General features: G+C 52.4%; 16 protein-coding genes and 1 other annotated feature. Of the genes, 7 read left to right on the plus strand and 9 right to left on the minus strand.

What is annotated here, in order from left to right; translation table 11 throughout:
- Window positions 1-6: 6 nt before the first annotated feature.
- The 5 genes from acnA to topA all read right to left on the minus strand — a co-directional run bounded on the left by acnA (window position 7) and on the right by topA (window position 7,387).
- The gene (acnA, locus tag AL515_RS13785; RefSeq protein WP_061068006.1) at window positions 7-2,682 is read right to left on the minus strand and encodes an aconitate hydratase AcnA; all 2,676 of its coding nucleotides are present in this window, start codon (window positions 2,680-2,682) and stop codon (window positions 7-9) included.
- A gap of 298 nt (window positions 2,683-2,980) precedes the next feature.
- Window positions 2,981-3,151, minus strand: a complete 171-nt coding sequence (locus AL515_RS23630) for a hypothetical protein (RefSeq protein WP_165712368.1) — start codon at window positions 3,149-3,151, stop codon at window positions 2,981-2,983.
- 3 nt (window positions 3,152-3,154) lie between these two features.
- On the minus strand, window positions 3,155-3,295 hold the full coding sequence (locus AL515_RS13790; protein ID WP_213083770.1) for a YmiA family putative membrane protein: 141 nt from the start codon (window positions 3,293-3,295) through the stop codon (window positions 3,155-3,157).
- Window positions 3,296-3,606: 311 nt separating this feature from the next.
- Window positions 3,607-4,581, minus strand: a complete 975-nt coding sequence (cysB, locus tag AL515_RS13795; RefSeq protein WP_005126442.1) for an HTH-type transcriptional regulator CysB — start codon at window positions 4,579-4,581, stop codon at window positions 3,607-3,609.
- Window positions 4,582-4,789: 208 nt separating this feature from the next.
- Entirely contained in the window at window positions 4,790-7,387 is a 2,598-nt protein-coding gene (gene topA, locus AL515_RS13800) for a type I DNA topoisomerase (RefSeq protein WP_061068007.1), read from the minus strand.
- Window positions 7,388-7,785: 398 nt separating this feature from the next.
- On the opposite strand from topA, the gene AL515_RS13805 reads away from it, so the two are divergent.
- A complete protein-coding gene (locus tag AL515_RS13805) occupies window positions 7,786-8,037 on the plus strand; it encodes a YciN family protein (protein WP_003020616.1) in 252 nt (83 codons plus the stop codon).
- A gap of 108 nt (window positions 8,038-8,145) precedes the next feature.
- On the opposite strand, the gene sohB is transcribed toward AL515_RS13805, so the two are convergent.
- On the minus strand, window positions 8,146-9,192 hold the full coding sequence (sohB, locus tag AL515_RS13810; protein ID WP_048211497.1) for a protease SohB: 1,047 nt from the start codon (window positions 9,190-9,192) through the stop codon (window positions 8,146-8,148).
- 220 nt (window positions 9,193-9,412) lie between these two features.
- Here sohB and AL515_RS13815 point away from each other — a divergent pair, with 220 nt between their 5' ends.
- Window positions 9,413-10,174 (plus strand): YciK family oxidoreductase, encoded by a 762-nt coding sequence (locus tag AL515_RS13815; protein WP_048211496.1) that lies wholly within the window; start codon window positions 9,413-9,415, stop codon window positions 10,172-10,174.
- The gene (gene cobO, locus AL515_RS13820) at window positions 10,171-10,761 is read left to right on the plus strand and encodes a cob(I)yrinic acid a,c-diamide adenosyltransferase (protein ID WP_061068008.1); all 591 of its coding nucleotides are present in this window, start codon (window positions 10,171-10,173) and stop codon (window positions 10,759-10,761) included. The genes AL515_RS13815 and cobO overlap by 4 nt, the downstream gene beginning before the upstream one ends.
- 83 nt (window positions 10,762-10,844) lie before the next feature.
- Here cobO and rluB read toward each other — a convergent pair whose 3' ends face one another.
- The 3 genes from rluB to rnm all read right to left on the minus strand — a co-directional run bounded on the left by rluB (window position 10,845) and on the right by rnm (window position 13,316).
- A complete protein-coding gene (rluB, locus tag AL515_RS13825; RefSeq protein ID WP_003020625.1) occupies window positions 10,845-11,720 on the minus strand; it encodes a 23S rRNA pseudouridine(2605) synthase RluB in 876 nt (291 codons plus the stop codon).
- Window positions 11,721-11,820: 100 nt separating this feature from the next.
- Window positions 11,821-12,441, minus strand: a complete 621-nt coding sequence (locus AL515_RS13830; RefSeq protein WP_061068009.1) for an L-threonylcarbamoyladenylate synthase — start codon at window positions 12,439-12,441, stop codon at window positions 11,821-11,823.
- Entirely contained in the window at window positions 12,438-13,316 is an 879-nt protein-coding gene (gene rnm / locus AL515_RS13835; RefSeq protein ID WP_048211492.1) for an RNase RNM, read from the minus strand. Before rnm ends, AL515_RS13830 begins: the two co-directional genes overlap by 4 nt.
- A gap of 135 nt (window positions 13,317-13,451) precedes the next feature.
- Here rnm and trpL point away from each other — a divergent pair, with 135 nt between their 5' ends.
- The 4 genes from trpL (at window position 13,452) to trpCF (ending at window position 18,110) form a co-directional block, all read left to right on the plus strand.
- Window positions 13,452-13,496: a trp operon leader peptide gene (gene trpL / locus AL515_RS23505; RefSeq protein ID WP_133087228.1), complete on the plus strand. Its 45-nt coding sequence runs from the start codon at window positions 13,452-13,454 to the stop codon at window positions 13,494-13,496.
- Window positions 13,473-13,567, plus strand: a sequence feature (Trp leader region). It overlaps the preceding gene by 24 nt.
- Window positions 13,568-13,590: 23 nt before the next feature.
- Window positions 13,591-15,153, plus strand: a complete 1,563-nt coding sequence (locus tag AL515_RS13840) for an anthranilate synthase component 1 (protein ID WP_061068010.1) — start codon at window positions 13,591-13,593, stop codon at window positions 15,151-15,153.
- Window positions 15,153-16,748: a bifunctional anthranilate synthase glutamate amidotransferase component TrpG/anthranilate phosphoribosyltransferase TrpD gene (trpD, locus tag AL515_RS13845; protein ID WP_003020639.1), complete on the plus strand. Its 1,596-nt coding sequence runs from the start codon at window positions 15,153-15,155 to the stop codon at window positions 16,746-16,748. The genes AL515_RS13840 and trpD overlap by 1 nt, the downstream gene beginning before the upstream one ends.
- Before the next feature lie 3 nt (window positions 16,749-16,751).
- Complete coding sequence (gene trpCF / locus AL515_RS13850; RefSeq protein WP_048212577.1) at window positions 16,752-18,110, plus strand: bifunctional indole-3-glycerol-phosphate synthase TrpC/phosphoribosylanthranilate isomerase TrpF; 1,359 nt, start codon at window positions 16,752-16,754, stop codon at window positions 18,108-18,110.

Consider the following 18,110-nt stretch of genomic DNA (forward strand, 5'->3'; position numbering starts at 1 on the left):
TATAATTTAATTCAACATATTACGAATAACATAGTGCAAAATACCATCGTTTTGGTAATAGGTCAGCTCTGTCGCGGTATCAATACGACAGCGACACGAAATCACCTCTTTTCGCCCATCCGCACGAACCATATTCACCGGGATAGTCGCTCCCGGTTTAATATTTTGTAAGTCCATAATATCAATGAATTCCTCCCCGGTTAACCCCAGGGTTTTACGTGTAACCCCCTGCGGAAATTCCAGAGGCAGGATCCCCATGCCAATCAGGTTAGAACGGTGGATGCGCTCAAAAGATTCGGCAATTACTACGCGAATACCTAACAAACGCGGGCCTTTCGCCGCCCAGTCCCGACTGGAACCCGAGCCATACTCCTTGCCGGCAACAATCGCCAACGGGGTCTTCTCTTGCTGGTATTGCATAGCGGCGTCATAGATAGCCATCACTTCTGTACCCGGCAAATGACGCGTCATCCCCCCTTCCACACCCGGTACCATTTCGTTACGGATACGGATATTGGCAAACGTGCCACGCATCATTACTTCGTGGTTTCCACGGCGAGAACCGTAGGAGTTAAAATCTTTGCGCTCAACACCGTGGCTTTGCAGATAGCGACCCGCCGGGCTGTCCGGCTTGATGCTCCCCGCAGGAGAAATATGATCGGTGGTGACGGAATCGCCGAGCATCGCCAGGATACGAGCACCATGGATATCCTGTACCGGGTCCGGCTTCGCCTGCATACCATCAAAGAACGGTGATAACCGGATGTAGGTTGAGTCCGACTGCCAGCCATAGGTGTCTGCACGATCAACATTAATCGACTTCCATTCCGGCGTGCCTTCGAACACTTCGGCATACTCTTTATGGAACATCTCGGTAGAGACCTGCTCCACGGCACGGGCAATTTCCTGCGCACTCGGCCAGATATCTTTCAGATAGACAGGATCGCCTTTTCTGTCATGACCCAGCGGGTCTTTCGTCAGATCAATATTCATATTCCCGGCCAGCGCATAAGCCACCACCAGCGGCGGAGAAGCCAGCCAGTTTGTCTTCACCAGCGGGTGGATACGCCCTTCAAAGTTACGGTTACCGGAAAGTACCGCCCCTACCGTCAGATCACCTTTTTTAATCGCCGTTTCAATAGGGTCAGGTAACGGGCCAGAGTTGCCGATACAGGTAGTACAGCCATAACCAACAAGGTTAAAACCCAGCTCATCAAGATACGGCGTCAGTTTTGCCTGCGCCAGGTAATCAGAGACGACTTTTGACCCAGGCGCCAGCGACGCTTTCACCCACGGTTGGCGCTTCAGACCAAGCGTCACTGCTTTTTTCGCCAGCAACCCAGCCGCCATCAGGACGCTGGGGTTGGAGGTGTTGGTACATGACGTGATCGCTGCAATCACCACAGCACCATCCGGTAACTGATATTGATGACCGCTCATGACATAGTCGACCGGTTGACGATCTTTTTGCGAGCTATTCACTTCAAGTTCATTACTCGCGGCGAATGCTTTCGGCACATCACCCAATGCGACACGATCCTGTGGACGCTTCGGCCCGGCCAGACTGGCTTCCACAGTGCCCATGTCCAGTTCCAGTGAGCTGGTAAACACAGGCTCATCACCTGGGTTACGCCACATCCCCTGTGCTTTAGCATACGCACCGACTAATTCAACCTGCTCTTCACTACGCCCACTCAGACGCATGTACTCAAGAGTTACCCCGTCAATCGGGAAAAAGCCGCAGGTTGCGCCGTATTCCGGCGACATGTTAGCAATGGTCGCCCGGTCAGCGAGCGGCAGGCTGTCCAGCCCATCACCATAGAACTCAACAAATTTACCGACCACACCGTGTTTACGCAGCATCTGCGTGACGGTCAGTACCAGATCGGTAGCGGTGATCCCTTCGCGAAGTTTACCAACAAGTTTGAAGCCCACGACATCCGGAATCAGCATTGAAACCGGTTGCCCCAGCATGGCGGCCTCAGCTTCAATCCCTCCGACACCCCAGCCCAGCACACCGAGACCATTAATCATCGTAGTATGGGAATCGGTACCGACCAGCGTGTCCGGGTAAGCGATCCACTCGCCGTTTTGCAGTTCACTCCACACCGCTTTACCCAGGTATTCGAGGTTTACCTGGTGGCAAATTCCTGTTCCCGGTGGAACGACACTGAATCGGCTAAACGCCTGCTGCCCCCATTTAAGGAACACATAGCGCTCATGGTTGCGCTCCATTTCCAGTCGAACGTTCTCTTCAAAAGCATCATCGTCACCAAAACGATCGACCGTAACGGAGTGATCAATAACCAGATCAACAGGTGAAAGCGGGTTCACTTTTGCTGTATCCCCGCCAAGGCGTTTAACCGCTTCGCGCATGGCAGCCAGATCGACCACCGCCGGAACGCCGGTAAAGTCCTGCATGAGAACGCGAGCGGGTCGGTAGGCAATTTCGCGCTCGGCATGCGCCGTTTTCAGCCATTGCGCCAGAGCATGAATATCCTCTTCGGTAACAGAATCACCGTCCTGCCAGCGAAGCAGGTTTTCCAGCAATACTTTTAGTGATTTAGGTAAACGGGTGATATCACCCAGTGATTTGGCAGCCAGGGGCAAACTGTAGTAGCGGTAGGTTTTATCTTTAACCTGCAATGTGTCCTTACTGGCTTCTCGTAGGGTAGACGACATAGCTCCTCCTTAAATGACAGGGTTGGATCCCCTGATTTTCCTCAGGGTTAGTATTAAAGATAACACAAACAAAATGTAACGCTTTGATAACAACTCAAATTGATAAACGAGGAGAACGACAAAAAGGTAACGAACTATGCAAGTGGCGGGGAATAAGATTAAAGTGCGGTAAATGAACGAACCCGATACATCGATGCAACCGACAATACGCTGTTTAGATGGCGTACTGCGATTGCGATGTGATTATTCATACTGAATTCAATAAGCATGTTAATACTTATTATAAAACACGTATTGCTTATTGTTCTTGCTTATCATCTTCAATAAACAGATCAATAAATGCCCGTTGCTCAGGTGAAAGATCCCACGAAGCGGGAATATCCTGCTTTTTTTCTATACCGGTTTCATTCTCTTGCTCATTATTATGATGAGCAGGTGTAACAGTAGACTGCTGTTCCTGCGTGGACATCAATTACCCCCACACTTTCCAGACCACCAGAGCAACCACGATCCAGAACACGGCGGAGCCCAGAAACACGATGAACCATGCTTTACGTTTCATCGCGGGATCTCTGCGCGCAGGCTGGTTTCCAGAAGGCATTGCTAACCTCATACTATCGAAATCACTTATCATTTAGGCACCAAACAATCGGTACAATTAATCATCAGATAAGAGGAATCCTAATAAAAACATCCTGAAAAAGCCAGATAATTTTCGAACCCAGCTTTATAAATAACTTAATTGTTTGATCGGTTATAAATATTTGAAAGGGATTTTGGCAGGGTTACTCATTTGAAACTACTTTGGAGAATATTTTCCATAAATAATTTAGGGATAATAGACAAATAAAAAATCATGAATACATTCAACCGCCCCGCTGGTATGGCTGGAGAACCAGGATACCAACGAGGCAACTTCCGTTATTATTTCTCTGGCAATTTAATATCTTTGAACATAGCTTCAATATCATCGTTGGAACGCAACGCCACCGCCGTATCCACCACATCGCGTGTCAGATGCGGTGCGAAACGCTGAATAAAATCATACATGTAGCTGCGTAAAAACGTGCTGCGACGAAAACCAATTTTAGTGGTGCTGTGACTGAAAATATCATGAGCATCAACACGCACCAGATCCGGATCAGAGATAGGATCTACCGCCATGCTGGCAATCACGCCCACGCCCAGCCCCAGTCGGACATAGGTCTTAATAACATCGGCATCAGTCGCGGTAAAGACAATACGCGGCTCCAGACCCGCACGGTTGAACGCAGTGTCCAACTCCGAGCGTCCGGTAAATCCAAACGTGTAGGTCACCAGCGGATACTGCGCCAGCTCTTCAATGGATACGGAGGCTTTGCCTGCCAACGGATGGTCTGGCGTAACAACAATCGAACGGTTCCAGTGATAGCATGGCAGCATCACCAGATCATCGTACAAATGCAGTGCTTCCGTCGCGATGGCAAAATCAGCATTCCCTTTCGAAACGGCCTCGGCAATTTGCGTCGGCGATCCCTGATGCATATGCAACGAGACGCGAGGATAACGCTCAATAAAACCTTTAATCACGTTGGGCAGCGCGTAACGCGCCTGGGTGTGCGTGGTGGCGATATACAACGAGCCTTTGTCGGGCCAGGTATGTTCACCTGCAACCGACTTAATAGCATCCACTTTAGACAAGACTTCGCGGGCAATACGAATAACTTCCTGCCCTGCCGGAGTCACCTGCGTCAGGTGCTTACCGCTACGGGCAAAAATCTGGATGCCAAGCTCATCTTCCAGCATACGAACTTGCTTACTGATCCCTGGCTGGGAGGTATAGAGTCCTTCGGCCGTTGAGGAGACATTAAGGTTGTGATTTACCACCTCAACGATATAGCGAAGCTGCTGTAATTTCATGTTAAGCCATCCAGAATTATGCCATCAGAACATCGTTTAAAAGCAGACTCACACGCGCTGCTAATACGATTTAATAATAAAAAGCCTGCCAACTATAACCACTATATCATTTCTATGTACGCTGTATAGGGATGACAAAAAATAATACGCCAGAAACAAAAAGGGCCGCTTACGCGACCCTTTGAGGAGAAATTCAGCCGGAATGCTGTTATTTCTTCCCTTCTACCCATTTGCCATCAACGAAAAATGCAGACCACCCGGTTGCTTTACCGTCTTTTTCCGCAGCGACATACTGCTGCTTAGTTTTACGGCTAAAGCGAACCATCGACTTATTACCATCGGGGTCCGTCTGCGGCGCATCGGCCAGATAGCGCAGTTTTTCCGGCAAACGATCGCGGAAGCGATACAACTCTTCCACTAACGGCGCACGGGTTTCACGTGATTTCGGGAAGGTGTTCGCAGCCAGGAAAATACCTGCTGCACCATCACGCAACACGAAATACGCGTCCGATTTTTCACACGGCAGTTCCGGCAACGGAACAGGATCTTCTTTCGGCGGAGCCACTTCGCCGTTACGCAGGATCTTACGGGTGTTTTTACACTCGTCGTTAGTACATGCCATGTATTTACCGAAACGCCCCATTTTCAGGTGCATTTCAGAACCACATTTCTCGCACTCAACGACAGGACCGTCATAACCCTTAATGCGGAACTCGCCCTCTTCGATTTCGTAACCATCGCAGGTCGGGTTGTTACCACAGACATGCAGCTTACGTTTTGGATCGATGAGATAGCTGTCCATCGCCGTACCACACTTCTGGCAGCGACGTTTCGCGCGCAAAGCGTTCGTTTCCGCATCGTCGCCTTCCAGCACGTTCAATACTTCGTTTTCCGGCACCAGGTTAATGGTGGTTTTGCAACGCTCTTTCGGGGAAAGTGCGTAGCCGGAGCAACCAAGGAAAACGCCGGTGCTGGCGGTACGAATACCCATCTTGCGCCCACATGTCGGACAATCAATGCTGGTCAGCACCATCTGGTTCGGACGCATACCGCCTTCTTCAGGATCTTTCTCGGCTTTATCCAGTTGCTGAGTAAAATCGCTGAAGAAGTTGTCGAGCACACCTTTCCACTCGGCTTCGTGGTTCGCCACCTGGTCAAGGCTGTCTTCCATCTGCGCGGTGAAATCGTAGTTCATCAGTTCGCGGAAGTTTTCTTCCAGACGATCGGTGACGATTTCACCCATTTTTTCTGCGTAGAAACGACGGTTCTCCACGCGAACATAACCGCGATCCTGAATCGTAGAAATGATCGACGCATAGGTGGAAGGACGACCAATGCCACGCTTTTCAAGCTCTTTAACCAACGAAGCTTCACTAAAGCGCGCAGGCGGTTTAGTAAAGTGCTGTGCTGGCGTCAGTTCAATAAGCGTCAGCGTATCGCCTTTTTCTACCGCCGGTAAAATGCGATCTTCATCACCCTTACGCAGTGCAGGCATTACTTTCGTCCAGCCATCGAAGCGCAGAATACGACCGCGCGCCTTCAGACGGAAATCACCCGCGCCCACGGTCAGCGTGGTGGAGTCGTATTTCGCTGGCGTCATCTGACAGGCAACAAACTGGCGCCAGATCAGCTGATACAGTTTTTGCGCATCGGCTTCCATATCTTTCAGCGATTCTGCCTGTACGGCGACATCGGAAGGACGGATAGCTTCGTGCGCTTCCTGCGAGTTCTCTTTGCTGGCGTACTGGTTCGCGCTCTCCGGCAAATACTTTTTGCCAAAATTATCGCTGATGTAATCGCGAACCATCGCCACCGCATCCTGACTCAGGTTGGTTGAGTCAGTACGCATGTAAGTGATGTAACCCGCTTCATACAAGCGCTGCGCCATCATCATGGTTTTCTTCACACCGAAGCCCAGACGCGTGCTGGCGGCCTGCTGTAGCGTGGAGGTGATGAACGGCGCGCCCGGCTTGCTGCTGGTCGGCTTATCTTCACGTTCCAGAACGCTGTAGCGCGCTTTTTCCAGCAGGCTTACTGCCGCGAGTGTTTGCTCGCGATTAACCGGACGGAACGGTTTATCGTTCTGATGCGTCACTTCGAGCGGTAACGCGTCGCCGCCTGGCGTCGTGGTATTGGCATCAATTTCCCAGAACTCTTCGGGTACAAATGCCTTGATTTCGCGTTCACGCTCAACCACCAGACGCACAGCCACAGACTGTACGCGGCCAGCAGACAGGCCACGGGCAATTTTTTTCCACAGCAGCGGCGACACCATATAGCCCACAACACGGTCCATAAAGCGGCGAGCCTGTTGCGCATTAACACGATCGATGTTCAACTCGCCCGGTTTTTCAAACGCCTGACGAATAGCATTTTTAGTAATTTCGTTAAACACCACGCGGCTGTAGCGGGTGTCGTCGCCACCGATAACTTCCCGCAGGTGCCAGGCAATGGCTTCCCCTTCGCGGTCAAGGTCGGTTGCGAGATAGATGTGGTCGGCTTTTTCAGCCAGTTGTTTCAGTTCAGAGACAACTTTCTCTTTACCAGGCAGCACTTCATAGCGCGCATCCCAGTTGTGCCACGGGTCAACGCCCATGCGGTTGACGAGAGCGCCACGTTCATCCTTTTTGGGCTTTTTAGCCGTTTTGGTGGAGGTTGAGTCGGCGCTCTTTTTAGTTGCTGAGCCACTAGTCGGCAAATCACGGATATGACCGACGCTGGATTTCACCACGTAGTCATTACCCAGATACTTGTTGATCGTTTTGGCTTTTGCCGGGGACTCAACGATGACAAGAGCTTTACCCATATTCACCTTTACCTAATTTGATTCTTCCAGAATGCGTCGCACGTTGATTCACCTTCCACTGGCGACGAGACATCGATATGGTCTCTGTGTCGGCGGATATCAACCCCTTAAACTGATTCGCGCTTGTAATGTAACGCTCATATAACTGAGTTAACAGGCTTTTTCACACGCAAACGCTATGGCGCGACGGAGTATTGGTCGAATGTCAAGCAAATCTGTTGCCAGATTGACGAAAGCGTCACACTGTACCTGATAAAATGCGTTACGCAACTTTATTAGCATGCAAAAACAAATCTCGCTAGTTGTAACACCGTCGTAAAACCTTCATTTGTGTCAGGGAATATTTGCCCATAAGCCGGGCTCGGCGTAGACTAATGTCCTTGTTTAAGGAGTAAAAAATGCATAAAGATACTCAACCCATCGATCGCGAGACACTGCTGATTGAAGCCAACAAAATCATTCGTGAGCATGAGGACACGCTGGCGGGGATTGTCGCCACCGGTGTTACGCAGCGAAATGGTGTGCTGGTTTTCAGCGGAGATTACTTTTTAGACGAGCAAGGGCTGCCGACGCCCAAAAGTACGGCTGTGTTTAATATGTTTAAACACCTGGCGCACGTACTTTCTGAAAAGTATCACTTGATCGATTAACGCGAGAAATCATTTGCCGGATGGCGGCGCTGCCTTCTCCGGCCTACGATGCTCTGAACCTGTAGGCCGGATAAGATGCGTGAGCATCGCCATCCGGCAATTGCAATTTTACATCAGGGGCTTCTGTCCCCGCTGCCACCAACGCATGAGTAAGCGGTCTGCACTTTCTGCCGCGCTGCCAGTGAAACGGTCCATCAGTTTTTTACGCTGCATATAGCGGACGTTCAGCACTTCACGGCCATCCATCAACCCCAGAATCACTTCGTCACTGGTATTGATCTCATCGACCAACCCGTTTGCCAACGCCTGTTGCCCGAACCAGTGTTCACCTGTAGCAACCTGTTCGATGTCCAGAGTTGGACGCATGCGCTGCACAAAATCTTTAAACAGATGATGGGTTTCATTCAAATCTTCACGGAATTTCTGTCGCCCTTCTTCCGTGTTTTCACCAAGTAGTGTCAGCGTGCGTTTGTACTGTCCTGCCGTGTGCAGTTCGATATCAATATCCTTGCTTTTCAGGAAACGGTTAAAGTTTGGGATCTGCGCGACGACGCCAATAGAGCCGACAATGGCAAACGGCGCTGAGACAATTTTATCCGCCACGCAGGCCATCATATATCCGCCGCTGGCAGCGACTTTATCTACCGTGACGGTTAGCGGGATCTGCTTATCGCGCAGGCGTTGTAACTGCGAAGCGGCCAGACCATAGCCATGTACCACACCGCCGGGGCTTTCCAGACGCACAACCACCTGATCTTGCGGTTTCACCACTGCCAGTACCGCCGTGACCTCTTCCCGTAATGCGCTGACCTCGTGGGCGTCCATACTGCCCTTAAAATCAAGCACCCAGACGCGAGGTTTTTCTGATGACAAACTGTCCCCCAGTTTTGCTTTGGCTTTGGCGGTTTTGGCCTCCAGCTTGTGCTTCTTTTTCTGCGCTTTATGCCATAACTTCTGCTGATGACTATCCAACAATGCCATCGACAGATCTTCCTTCATCTCTTTATATTGATCGCTAAGATTAATAACGCGTAGTTCACCACGCTGACGCTTACGTTGTGTCGCGTTTACAATCAGCATGACAATCACCGCAATAGCCACCACAACAGTGACAATTTTTGCCAAAAACAGCCCATATTCAGACAACAATTCCACGAGACCCACCTTGGTTAAACAACGCTACTTTCGCTCAGTGTACAACAGGCGTGTAAACCCGTCTTGCTTCATCCATCCGATGCTGAATCGGCAAAAAGCATGACAAAGTGTTCATTTTGCGGTGTTATTACCTTTGGCTGATTGAAAAACACCAGTGTTTAAGGCATAAAGCCGAAAAGTTATCGCGAACGAGATGGCCAGACGTCGCCGAGGAGTAGCCGTGCATTACCAACCTAAACAAGACCTGTTACAGGATCGCATTATTCTGGTCACCGGTGCCAGTGATGGCATCGGGCGTGAAGCCGCGCTTACCTATGCACGCTACGGTGCGACCGTTATCCTGCTTGGACGTAATGAAGAAAAATTGCGTCAGGTTGCCCGCGCCGTCGCCGATGAAAACGGAACACAACCACAATGGTTCACGCTGGATCTGCTCACCTGCACTACTGACGAATGCCACCAGCTCGCGCAGCGTATTGCCGCGCATTTCCCACGTCTGGATGGCGTACTACATAATGCCGGATTGCTGGGCGATATCTGCCCGATGAGCGAACAAAACCCGCAGGTATGGCAGGATGTCATGCAGGTCAATGTCAACGCGACATTTATGTTGACTCAGGCATTGCTGCCGCTGTTACTCAAATCAGATTCAGGATCGCTGGTCTTCACCTCCTCCAGCGTCGGTCGTCAGGGACGGGCTAACTGGGGAGCGTACGCCACCTCGAAATTTGCTACTGAAGGAATGATGCAGGTACTGGCAGACGAATACCAGAATCGTCATCTGCGCGTAAATTGCATTAATCCAGGCGGCACGCGTACCGGCATGCGTGCCAGCGCATTCCCGACGGAAGATCCGCAAAAACTCAAAACCCCCGCCGATATTATGCCGCTTTACCTGTGGCTGATGGGCGATGACAGCCGCCGTAAAACCGGTATGACTTTTGATGCCCAGCCGGGCCGTAAACCAGGAATTGCCCAATGAGTGAAGAACGCTATCAGCAGCGCCAGCAGCGCGTAAAAGACCGGGTTGACGCGCGTGTTGCGGCCGCCAGGGACGAGCGCGGAATTATCATCGTTTTTACCGGTAATGGTAAAGGTAAAACTACAGCAGCGTTCGGTACAGCGACTCGCGCAGTGGGCCACGGCAAAAAAGTCGGTGTAGTGCAGTTCATTAAAGGTACATGGCCAAACGGCGAAAGAAACCTGCTCGAACCTCATGGTGTAGAATTTCAGGTGATGGCGACCGGGTTTACCTGGGAAACACAGAATCGTGAAGCTGACACCGCTGCATGTCTGGCCGTATGGGAACACGGTAAACGGATGTTGACCGATCCTGAGCTGGATATGGTTGTGCTGGATGAACTGACGTATATGGTGGCCTACGACTACCTACCGCTTGAAGAAGTGATCAACGCCTTAAACGCGCGCCCAGCCCAGCAGACGGTCATTATTACTGGTCGAGGATGCCATCGCGATATTCTGGAGTTAGCCGACACGGTCAGCGAGTTGCGTCCGGTCAAGCATGCTTTTGAGGCGGGCATTAAAGCCCAAATGGGGATTGATTACTAACAGCAGGCCGGATAAGGCGCTTGCGCCGCATCCGGCTCCACGCTAACGCCTGATGGCGCTTTGCTTATCAGGCCTGGTCATGATTAACCGTTGTTGCTGCGTCCGCCCGGGCGACGACTGCTGCCGACCTGAGAGTGACGTTTCACCGCACGGCGGATCTGATTCGCCTTCATGCGGCGACGATCTTTCTCGACGGCCACTTTAGAGGTCGTTTCTGGCTTCAGCTCCACCAGTTCACGCAGATAGTTGGTCTGAGCAAGATCAAGCTCTGTCCAGCCACCACGCGGCAGGCCTTTCGGCAGCGGGATATCACCGTAGCGTACACGGATCAGACGGCTTACCTGCACACCTACCGCTTCCCACAGACGGCGAACCTCGCGGTTGCGGCCTTCAGTCAGCGTGACGTTATACCACTGGTTAATCCCTTCACCACCGCTGAACTTGATCGTTTTAAACGCAGCCGGACCATCTTCCAACTGTACGCCACGGCTCAGATCACGCAGTTTAGCATCGTCAACCTGACCGAATACTCGCACCGCGTACTCGCGTTCAACTTCACGGCTCGGGTGCATCAGACGGTTCGCCAGTTCACCATCAGTAGTAAACAGCAGCAGACCACAGGTGTTCACGTCCAGACGACCTACGGCAATCCAGCGCGCGTCGCGCAGTTTTGGCAGGCGATCAAATACGGTCGGACGACCTTCCGGGTCGTTACGGGTACACAGTTCGCCTTCTGGCTTGTAATAAGCCAGAACGCGGCAGATTTGTTCTGCAGATTCTTTCACCGAAATCAGATGACCGTCGATACGGATTTTCAGACCCGGCGTCACTTCAACGCGATCGCCGAGCGTGGCAATTTTGCCATCAACGCTCACGCGACCCGCGGCAATAATAGATTCGATTTCACGGCGAGAACCGTGGCCAGCGCGCGCCAGCACTTTTTGTAACTTTTCGCTCATAGAGCTTCCTTTAAGTGTCGCCTTCACAGGCGTCGAACAGGAGAATCAACGGCGCCAGTCAGCGCCATTTTAAGGCCGCGTAGTATAGCGGTTCGCGCCCTTATAAGAAAGGTTTAACGTCACCAACGCCTTCACGCAACACCACCGGAGAATCGTCGGTTAAATCAATGACCGTGGTCGGCTGTTGGCCGAGATATCCACCATGGATAATCAAATCCACCTGTTTCTCCAGACGGTCTTTAATTTCTTCCGGATCTGACTCAGTAAAATCACTGCCCGGCAGCATCAGTGATGTGGAGAGCATCGGCTCGCCCAGCGCTTCAAGCAGCGCCAGTGCTATCGGGTTTGAGGGTACACGCAGGCCGATGGTCTTACGTTTTTCCTGCAACAAGCGGCGCGGAACCTCTTTCGTCCCCTTCAGGATGAAGGTGTAGTTGCCCGGCGTGTTGTTTTTGATCAAACGGAAGGCCACGTTGTCGACAAACGAATAGGTCGACAATTCGGACAGGTCACGGCACATCAGCGTAAAGTTGTGCCCGTCCGGCAGGTGACGGATGCGGCAAATGCGCTCCATTGCGCCTTTATCTTCAATTTTACACCCCAACGCATAGCCGGAATCGGTTGGATAGACAATCACCCCACCTTTCCGCACGATATCAACGGCCTGGTTAATCAGTCGCTGCTGCGGGTTTTCGGGATGAATATAAAAAAACTGGCTCATACTTTCCTCTCTGTGGTCTCGGGCTGCTCCCAAAGTTGCCAGACGCCTTCCACGCCTGCGGGCAACCAGAGTTTACGCCCCAGTTCAATCCATGGGCAGGGTAGATGAAAATCAGACCCTTGCGATGCCCACAGTTGATGCTGACGCGCAAGCGTCGCCAGATGGGTGCGTTCATTGGGAGACTGCTGGCACTGTGCCACCTCCATCGCGTCACCGCGGTGCTCAGCAAAATGCGCAACCAGTCTTTTCAGCCACTTAGCGCTAAGATCGTACCGACCTGGATGAGCCAGAACTGCCTTACCGCCAGAATGATGAATGACATCAATAGCTTGTTCTATTGTACACCACTGTGGCGGAACGTAACCGGTTTTCCCACGAGCAAGATATTTTTTAAAGACATCCGCCATGGTTGTGGCTTTGCCACATTCCACCAGGAAACGCGCAAAATGCCCCCGCGTAACCGCCCCGCCATCAGCCAGTCGTAGAGCCCCTTCCCATGCGCCGGGAATGTGCGCTTTGTCGAGCCGTTCAGCAATCAGGCGCGCGCGCTGCTGGCGACGTTCCGTCTGTTGCGCCAGAAAGTCGCACATCACTGGATGCGCGATATCAATGTTCAGACCCACTATATGGATCTCATGGTTTTCCCAGACCGTTGATATCTCAACGCCAGAGATCAAATTTAACGCTAAACCTGAACGTGAAATTTCTTCTCTTGCCGCCGCAATGCCCGCCGTGGTGTCATGATCTGTGATCGCCAGTGTACCGACTCGCATCTCTACCGCACGGTGTACTAAGGCTTCTGGCGTTAATCGCCCATCAGAAGCAGTAGTATGGCTGTGCAGGTCATAAATCACTGCGTAATTCGTGTCGCTCAAGGCGGCTCCCGTTTCAATAAATGTCGTAACACGCCCATCATAACGGTTTCGACAAATATACTGAAATCAGGTGTTGACTTTATTCCACCGAACTAGTTAACTAGTACGAAAGTTCACATGAAGAAGGTATCTGAGATGAAAGCAACATTTATCCTGCACGGTTGGTGGCGCACTTCCTGATTTCGGGCAGTGTCTTACGTCTGCAATATGCAACCAGATACCCGGCCCGCCAAATGAGCGGGCTTTTTTTTGAACAAAATTAATGAGAATAACGATGCAAACACAAAAACCAACACTTGAACTGCTCGCCTGCGATGCCGCCTACCGTGAGAACCCGACGGCGCTGTTTCATCAGGTGTGTGGCGCACGACCGGCAACGCTGCTGCTGGAATCCGCCGATATCGACAGCAAGGACGATCTCAAGAGCCTGCTGCTGGTCGACAGCGCATTGCGCATTACCGCCCTGGGTGACACTGTCACTATTCAGGCACTGTCGGCGAATGGCGCATCGCTGCTGCCCCTGCTGGACGCCGCCCTGCCCGCGGGCGTTGACAACGATAAACAGCCGAATGCTCGTCAGTTGACATTCCCCAGCGTAAGCCCGCTGCTGGATGAAGATGCCCGCTTATGTTCCCTTTCTGTATTTGATGCGTTCCGTTTACTGCAGGAACTGGTTAATGTTCCGGCGCAGGAACGTGAAGCGATGTTCTTCGGCGGTCTGTTTTCCTACGACCTGGTTGCCGGATTTGAAGATTTACCCCAGCTTGAGGCGGGTAACCAGTGCCCGGACTACTGCTTCTATCTGGCAGAAACGCTGATGGTTATCGACCACCAGAAAAAAAGCACCCGCATTCAGGCCAGCATCTTTACGCCAAATGACGAGGAAAAACTACGACTGAACGCCCGCCTGGCACAGTTGAGCCAACAGCTCACCGAACCCGCACCGCCGCTGCCCGTCACTGAAGTCCCGCAGATGCGCTGCGAATGCAATCAGAGCGATGAAGAGTTCGGCGCCGTAGTACGTGGCATGCAAAAAGCGATTCGCGCAGGTGAGATTTTCCAGGTGGTTCCATCTCGTCGTTTCTCGCTGCCCTGCCCGTCGCCGCTGGCAGCCTACTATGTGCTGAAGAAAAGCAACCCCAGCCCGTACATGTTTTTCATGCAGGACAACGAGTTCACACTGTTCGGCGCATCGCCGGAAAGCTCGTTGAAATACGATGCCACCAGCCGCCAGATTGAAATTTACCCGATTGCCGGGACCCGCCCACGCGGTCGTCGTGCGGACGGTTCGCTTGACCGCGACCTTGACAGCCGTATCGAGCTGGAGATGCGTACCGACCATAAAGAGCTTTCTGAGCACCTGATGCTGGTTGACCTTGCGCGTAACGACCTGGCGCGCATCTGTACGCCGGGTAGCCGCTACGTTGCGGATCTCACCAAAGTGGATCGTTACTCCTTCGTTATGCACCTGGTTTCACGCGTTGTCGGCGAGCTGCGAAGCGATCTGGATGTGCTGCATGCTTACCGCGCCTGTATGAATATGGGCACGTTAAGCGGTGCGCCGAAAGTTCGCGCTATGCAGCTTATCGCCGAGGCCGAAGGTCGACGCCGTGGAAGCTATGGCGGTGCCGTAGGTTACTTCACCGCCCATGGCGATCTGGATACCTGTATTGTGATTCGTTCCGCCCTCGTGGAAGACGGTATTGCTACCGTACAAGCCGGTGCCGGGATTGTTCTGGATTCTGTTCCGCAGTCTGAAGCCGATGAAACCCGTAATAAAGCGCGTGCGGTTCTGCGTGCTATCGCTACCGCACACCACGCACAGGAGACTTTCTGATGGCTGACATTCTGCTGCTCGATAACATCGACTCATTTACCTACAACCTGGCAGATCAGCTGCGCACTAACGGTCACAACGTGGTGATTTACCGTAACCATATCCCGGCCCAGACGTTAATTGACCGTTTAGCGACGATGAAAAATCCGGTGCTGATGCTTTCTCCAGGGCCTGGCGCACCCAGTGAAGCAGGCTGCATGCCAGAGCTGTTAACCCGCCTGCGCGGCAAGCTGCCGATCATTGGCATCTGTCTGGGTCATCAGGCGATTGTTGAGGCCTATGGCGGATATGTGGGCCAGGCTGGAGAAATCCTGCACGGCAAAGCCTCCAGCATTGAACACGACGGTCAGGCAATGTTTGCTGGTCTGGCGAATCCGCTGCCGGTGGCACGCTATCATTCGTTGGTTGGCAGCAACGTTCCGGCAGGATTAACCATTAACGCCCATTTTAACGGCATGGTGATGGCGGTACGTCACGATACCGATCGCGTCTGCGGCTTCCAGTTCCATCCGGAATCCATTCTGACCACCCAGGGCGCGCGTCTGCTGGAACAAACGCTGGCCTGGGCGCAACAGAAGCTTGAACAGACCAATACGCTGCAACCTATTCTGGAGAAACTGTATCAGGCTCAGACGCTGTCCCAGCAGGAAAGCCACCAGTTGTTCTCTGCCGTGGTCCGCGGTGAACTGAAGCCGGAACAACTGGCAGCGGCGCTGGTGAGCATGAAAATTCGTGGCGAGCATCCGAATGAAATTGCCGGTGCGGCAACCGCGCTGCTGGAAAATGCCGCCCCGTTCCCACGCCCTGATTATCTGTTTGCCGATATTGTCGGTACCGGTGGTGATGGCAGCAACAGTATCAATATTTCCACCGCCAGCGCCTTTGTTGCAGCGGCTTGCGGACTGAAAGTTGCCAAACACGGTAACCGCAGCGTTTCCAGCAAATCGGGTTCTTCGGATCTGTTAGCGGCATTTGGCATCAATCTGGATATGAATGCCGATAAATCCCGCCAGGCGCTTGACGATCTCGGCGTGTGCTTCCTGTTTGCGCCGAAATACCACACCGGTTTTCGCCATGCCATGCCGGTACGCCAGCAGTTGAAAACCCGCACGCTGTTTAACGTGCTCGGCCCGTTGATTAACCCGGCACATCCGCCGCTGGCGCTGATCGGCGTGTACAGCCCGGAGCTGGTGCTGCCGATTGCCGAAACGCTGCGCGTGCTCGGCTATCAGCGAGCAGCCGTAGTGCACAGTGGTGGCATGGACGAAGTTTCGCTGCATGCACCGACCATTGTGGCTGAGCTGCACGATGGGGAAATCAAGAGCTACCAGCTAACGGCGGAAGACTTTGGCCTGACGCCATATCATCAGGAACAGTTGGCTGGCGGCACGCCGGAAGAAAACCGTGACATTCTGAGTCGCTTGTTACAAGGTAAAGGTGAGGCCGCTCATGAGGCTGCTGTTGCCGCGAATGTCGCCATGTTAATGCGCCTGCACGGTGAAGAAGACTTAAAAGCCAACGCGCAAACCGTGATTAATGTGCTGCGCAGCGGTGCGGCTTACGACCGTGTTACTGCACTGGCAGCGAGAGGGTAAATGATGCAAACCGTTTTAGCGAAAATTGTCGCTGACAAGGCGATTTGGGTAGAAGCCCGCAAACAGCAACAACCGCTGACCAGCTTTCAAAATGATGTTCAACCCAGCACGCGTGATTTCTACGATGCGCTGCAAGGGACACGTACCGCTTTTATTCTGGAGTGCAAAAAAGCCTCTCCATCAAAAGGCGTAATTCGTGATGACTTCGACCCGGCACAGATTGCGGGAGTATACAAACATTATGCGTCAGCAATTTCCGTGCTAACGGACGAGAAATATTTTCAGGGTAGCTTTGATTTTCTGCCCATCGTCAGTCGCATCGCACCACAGCCGATCCTGTGTAAAGACTTTATTATCGATCCTTACCAGATTTATCTGGCACGTTTCTACCAGGCGGACGCCTGCCTGCTGATGTTGTCGGTTTTAGATGATGAACAGTATCGTCAGCTCGCCGCCGTCGCCCACAGCCTGAAAATGGGCGTGCTGACCGAAGTTAGCAATGAAGAAGAGCTGGAGCGCGCCATTGCGCTGGGGGCGAAAGTCGTCGGTATTAACAACCGTGATTTGCGTGACCTGTCGATTGACCTCAACCGTACTCGCCAGCTTGCACCACGTTTGGGTCATGGCGTCACCGTCATCAGCGAATCCGGGATCAACACTTATGGTCAGGTTCGCGAACTCAGCCATTTCGCCAACGGATTTCTGATAGGTTCTGCGCTGATGTCCCATGATGATCTTCACGCCGCCGTTCGTCGTGTTTTGCTTGGCGAAAATAAAGTCTGCGGACTGACTCGTGCACAGGATGCAAAAGCAGCGTACGAATCTGGGGCCATTTATGGCGGCGTAATTTTTGTCCCGACCTCACCACGCGCTGTCAGCGTTGAGCAGGCGCGAGACGTTATGACGGGTGCGCCGCTACAGTATGTAGGCGTGTTCCGTAACACCGACATCGCAGACGTCCGCGAAAAAGTCACCGCACTGTCGCTGGCCGCCGTACAACTACATGGAAGCGAAGATCAGGCCTATATTGATGCTCTGCGCAATGTGCTACCCGCGCAGGTGCAAATCTGGAAGGCGCTAAGCGTCAGCGAGACATTGCCAGCCCGTGATTACCAGCATGTCGATAAATACGTTTTCGACAACGGTCAGGGCGGTAGCGGGCAACGCTTCGACTGGTCACTCTTAGGCGGACAATCGCTGGATAACGTTTTACTCGCTGGCGGACTCGGTGCAGATAACTGCGTCGACGCGGCTAAAACCGGCTGTGCCGGGCTCGATTTCAATTCTGGCGTAGAGTCACAGCCGGGCATCAAAGATGCGCGTCTTCTGGCTTCAGTCTTTCAGACGCTGCGCGCATATTAA

Source organism: Citrobacter sp. FDAARGOS_156, from assembly GCF_001559235.2.
In the GTDB taxonomy this organism is placed as follows: Bacteria; Pseudomonadota; Gammaproteobacteria; order Enterobacterales; family Enterobacteriaceae; genus Citrobacter; species Citrobacter youngae.

Coding starts and splice junctions, on each gene's coding strand:
- acnA (WP_061068006.1), bottom strand. CDS start 2,682: ATGTCGTCTACCCTACGAGAAGCCAGTAAGGACACATTGCAGGTTAAA.
- AL515_RS23630 (WP_165712368.1), bottom strand. CDS start 3,151: ATGTCCACGCAGGAACAGCAGTCTACTGTTACACCTGCTCATCATAAT.
- AL515_RS13790 (WP_213083770.1), bottom strand. CDS start 3,295: ATGAGGTTAGCAATGCCTTCTGGAAACCAGCCTGCGCGCAGAGATCCC.
- cysB (WP_005126442.1), bottom strand. CDS start 4,581: ATGAAATTACAGCAGCTTCGCTATATCGTTGAGGTGGTAAATCACAAC.
- topA (WP_061068007.1), bottom strand. CDS start 7,387: ATGGGTAAAGCTCTTGTCATCGTTGAGTCCCCGGCAAAAGCCAAAACG.
- AL515_RS13805 (WP_003020616.1), top strand. CDS start 7,786: ATGCATAAAGATACTCAACCCATCGATCGCGAGACACTGCTGATTGAA.
- cobO (WP_061068008.1), top strand. CDS start 10,171: ATGAGTGAAGAACGCTATCAGCAGCGCCAGCAGCGCGTAAAAGACCGG.
- rluB (WP_003020625.1), bottom strand. CDS start 11,720: ATGAGCGAAAAGTTACAAAAAGTGCTGGCGCGCGCTGGCCACGGTTCT.
- AL515_RS13830 (WP_061068009.1), bottom strand. CDS start 12,441: ATGAGCCAGTTTTTTTATATTCATCCCGAAAACCCGCAGCAGCGACTG.
- AL515_RS13840 (WP_061068010.1), top strand. CDS start 13,591: ATGCAAACACAAAAACCAACACTTGAACTGCTCGCCTGCGATGCCGCC.
- trpD (WP_003020639.1), top strand. CDS start 15,153: ATGGCTGACATTCTGCTGCTCGATAACATCGACTCATTTACCTACAAC.
- trpCF (WP_048212577.1), top strand. CDS start 16,752: ATGCAAACCGTTTTAGCGAAAATTGTCGCTGACAAGGCGATTTGGGTA.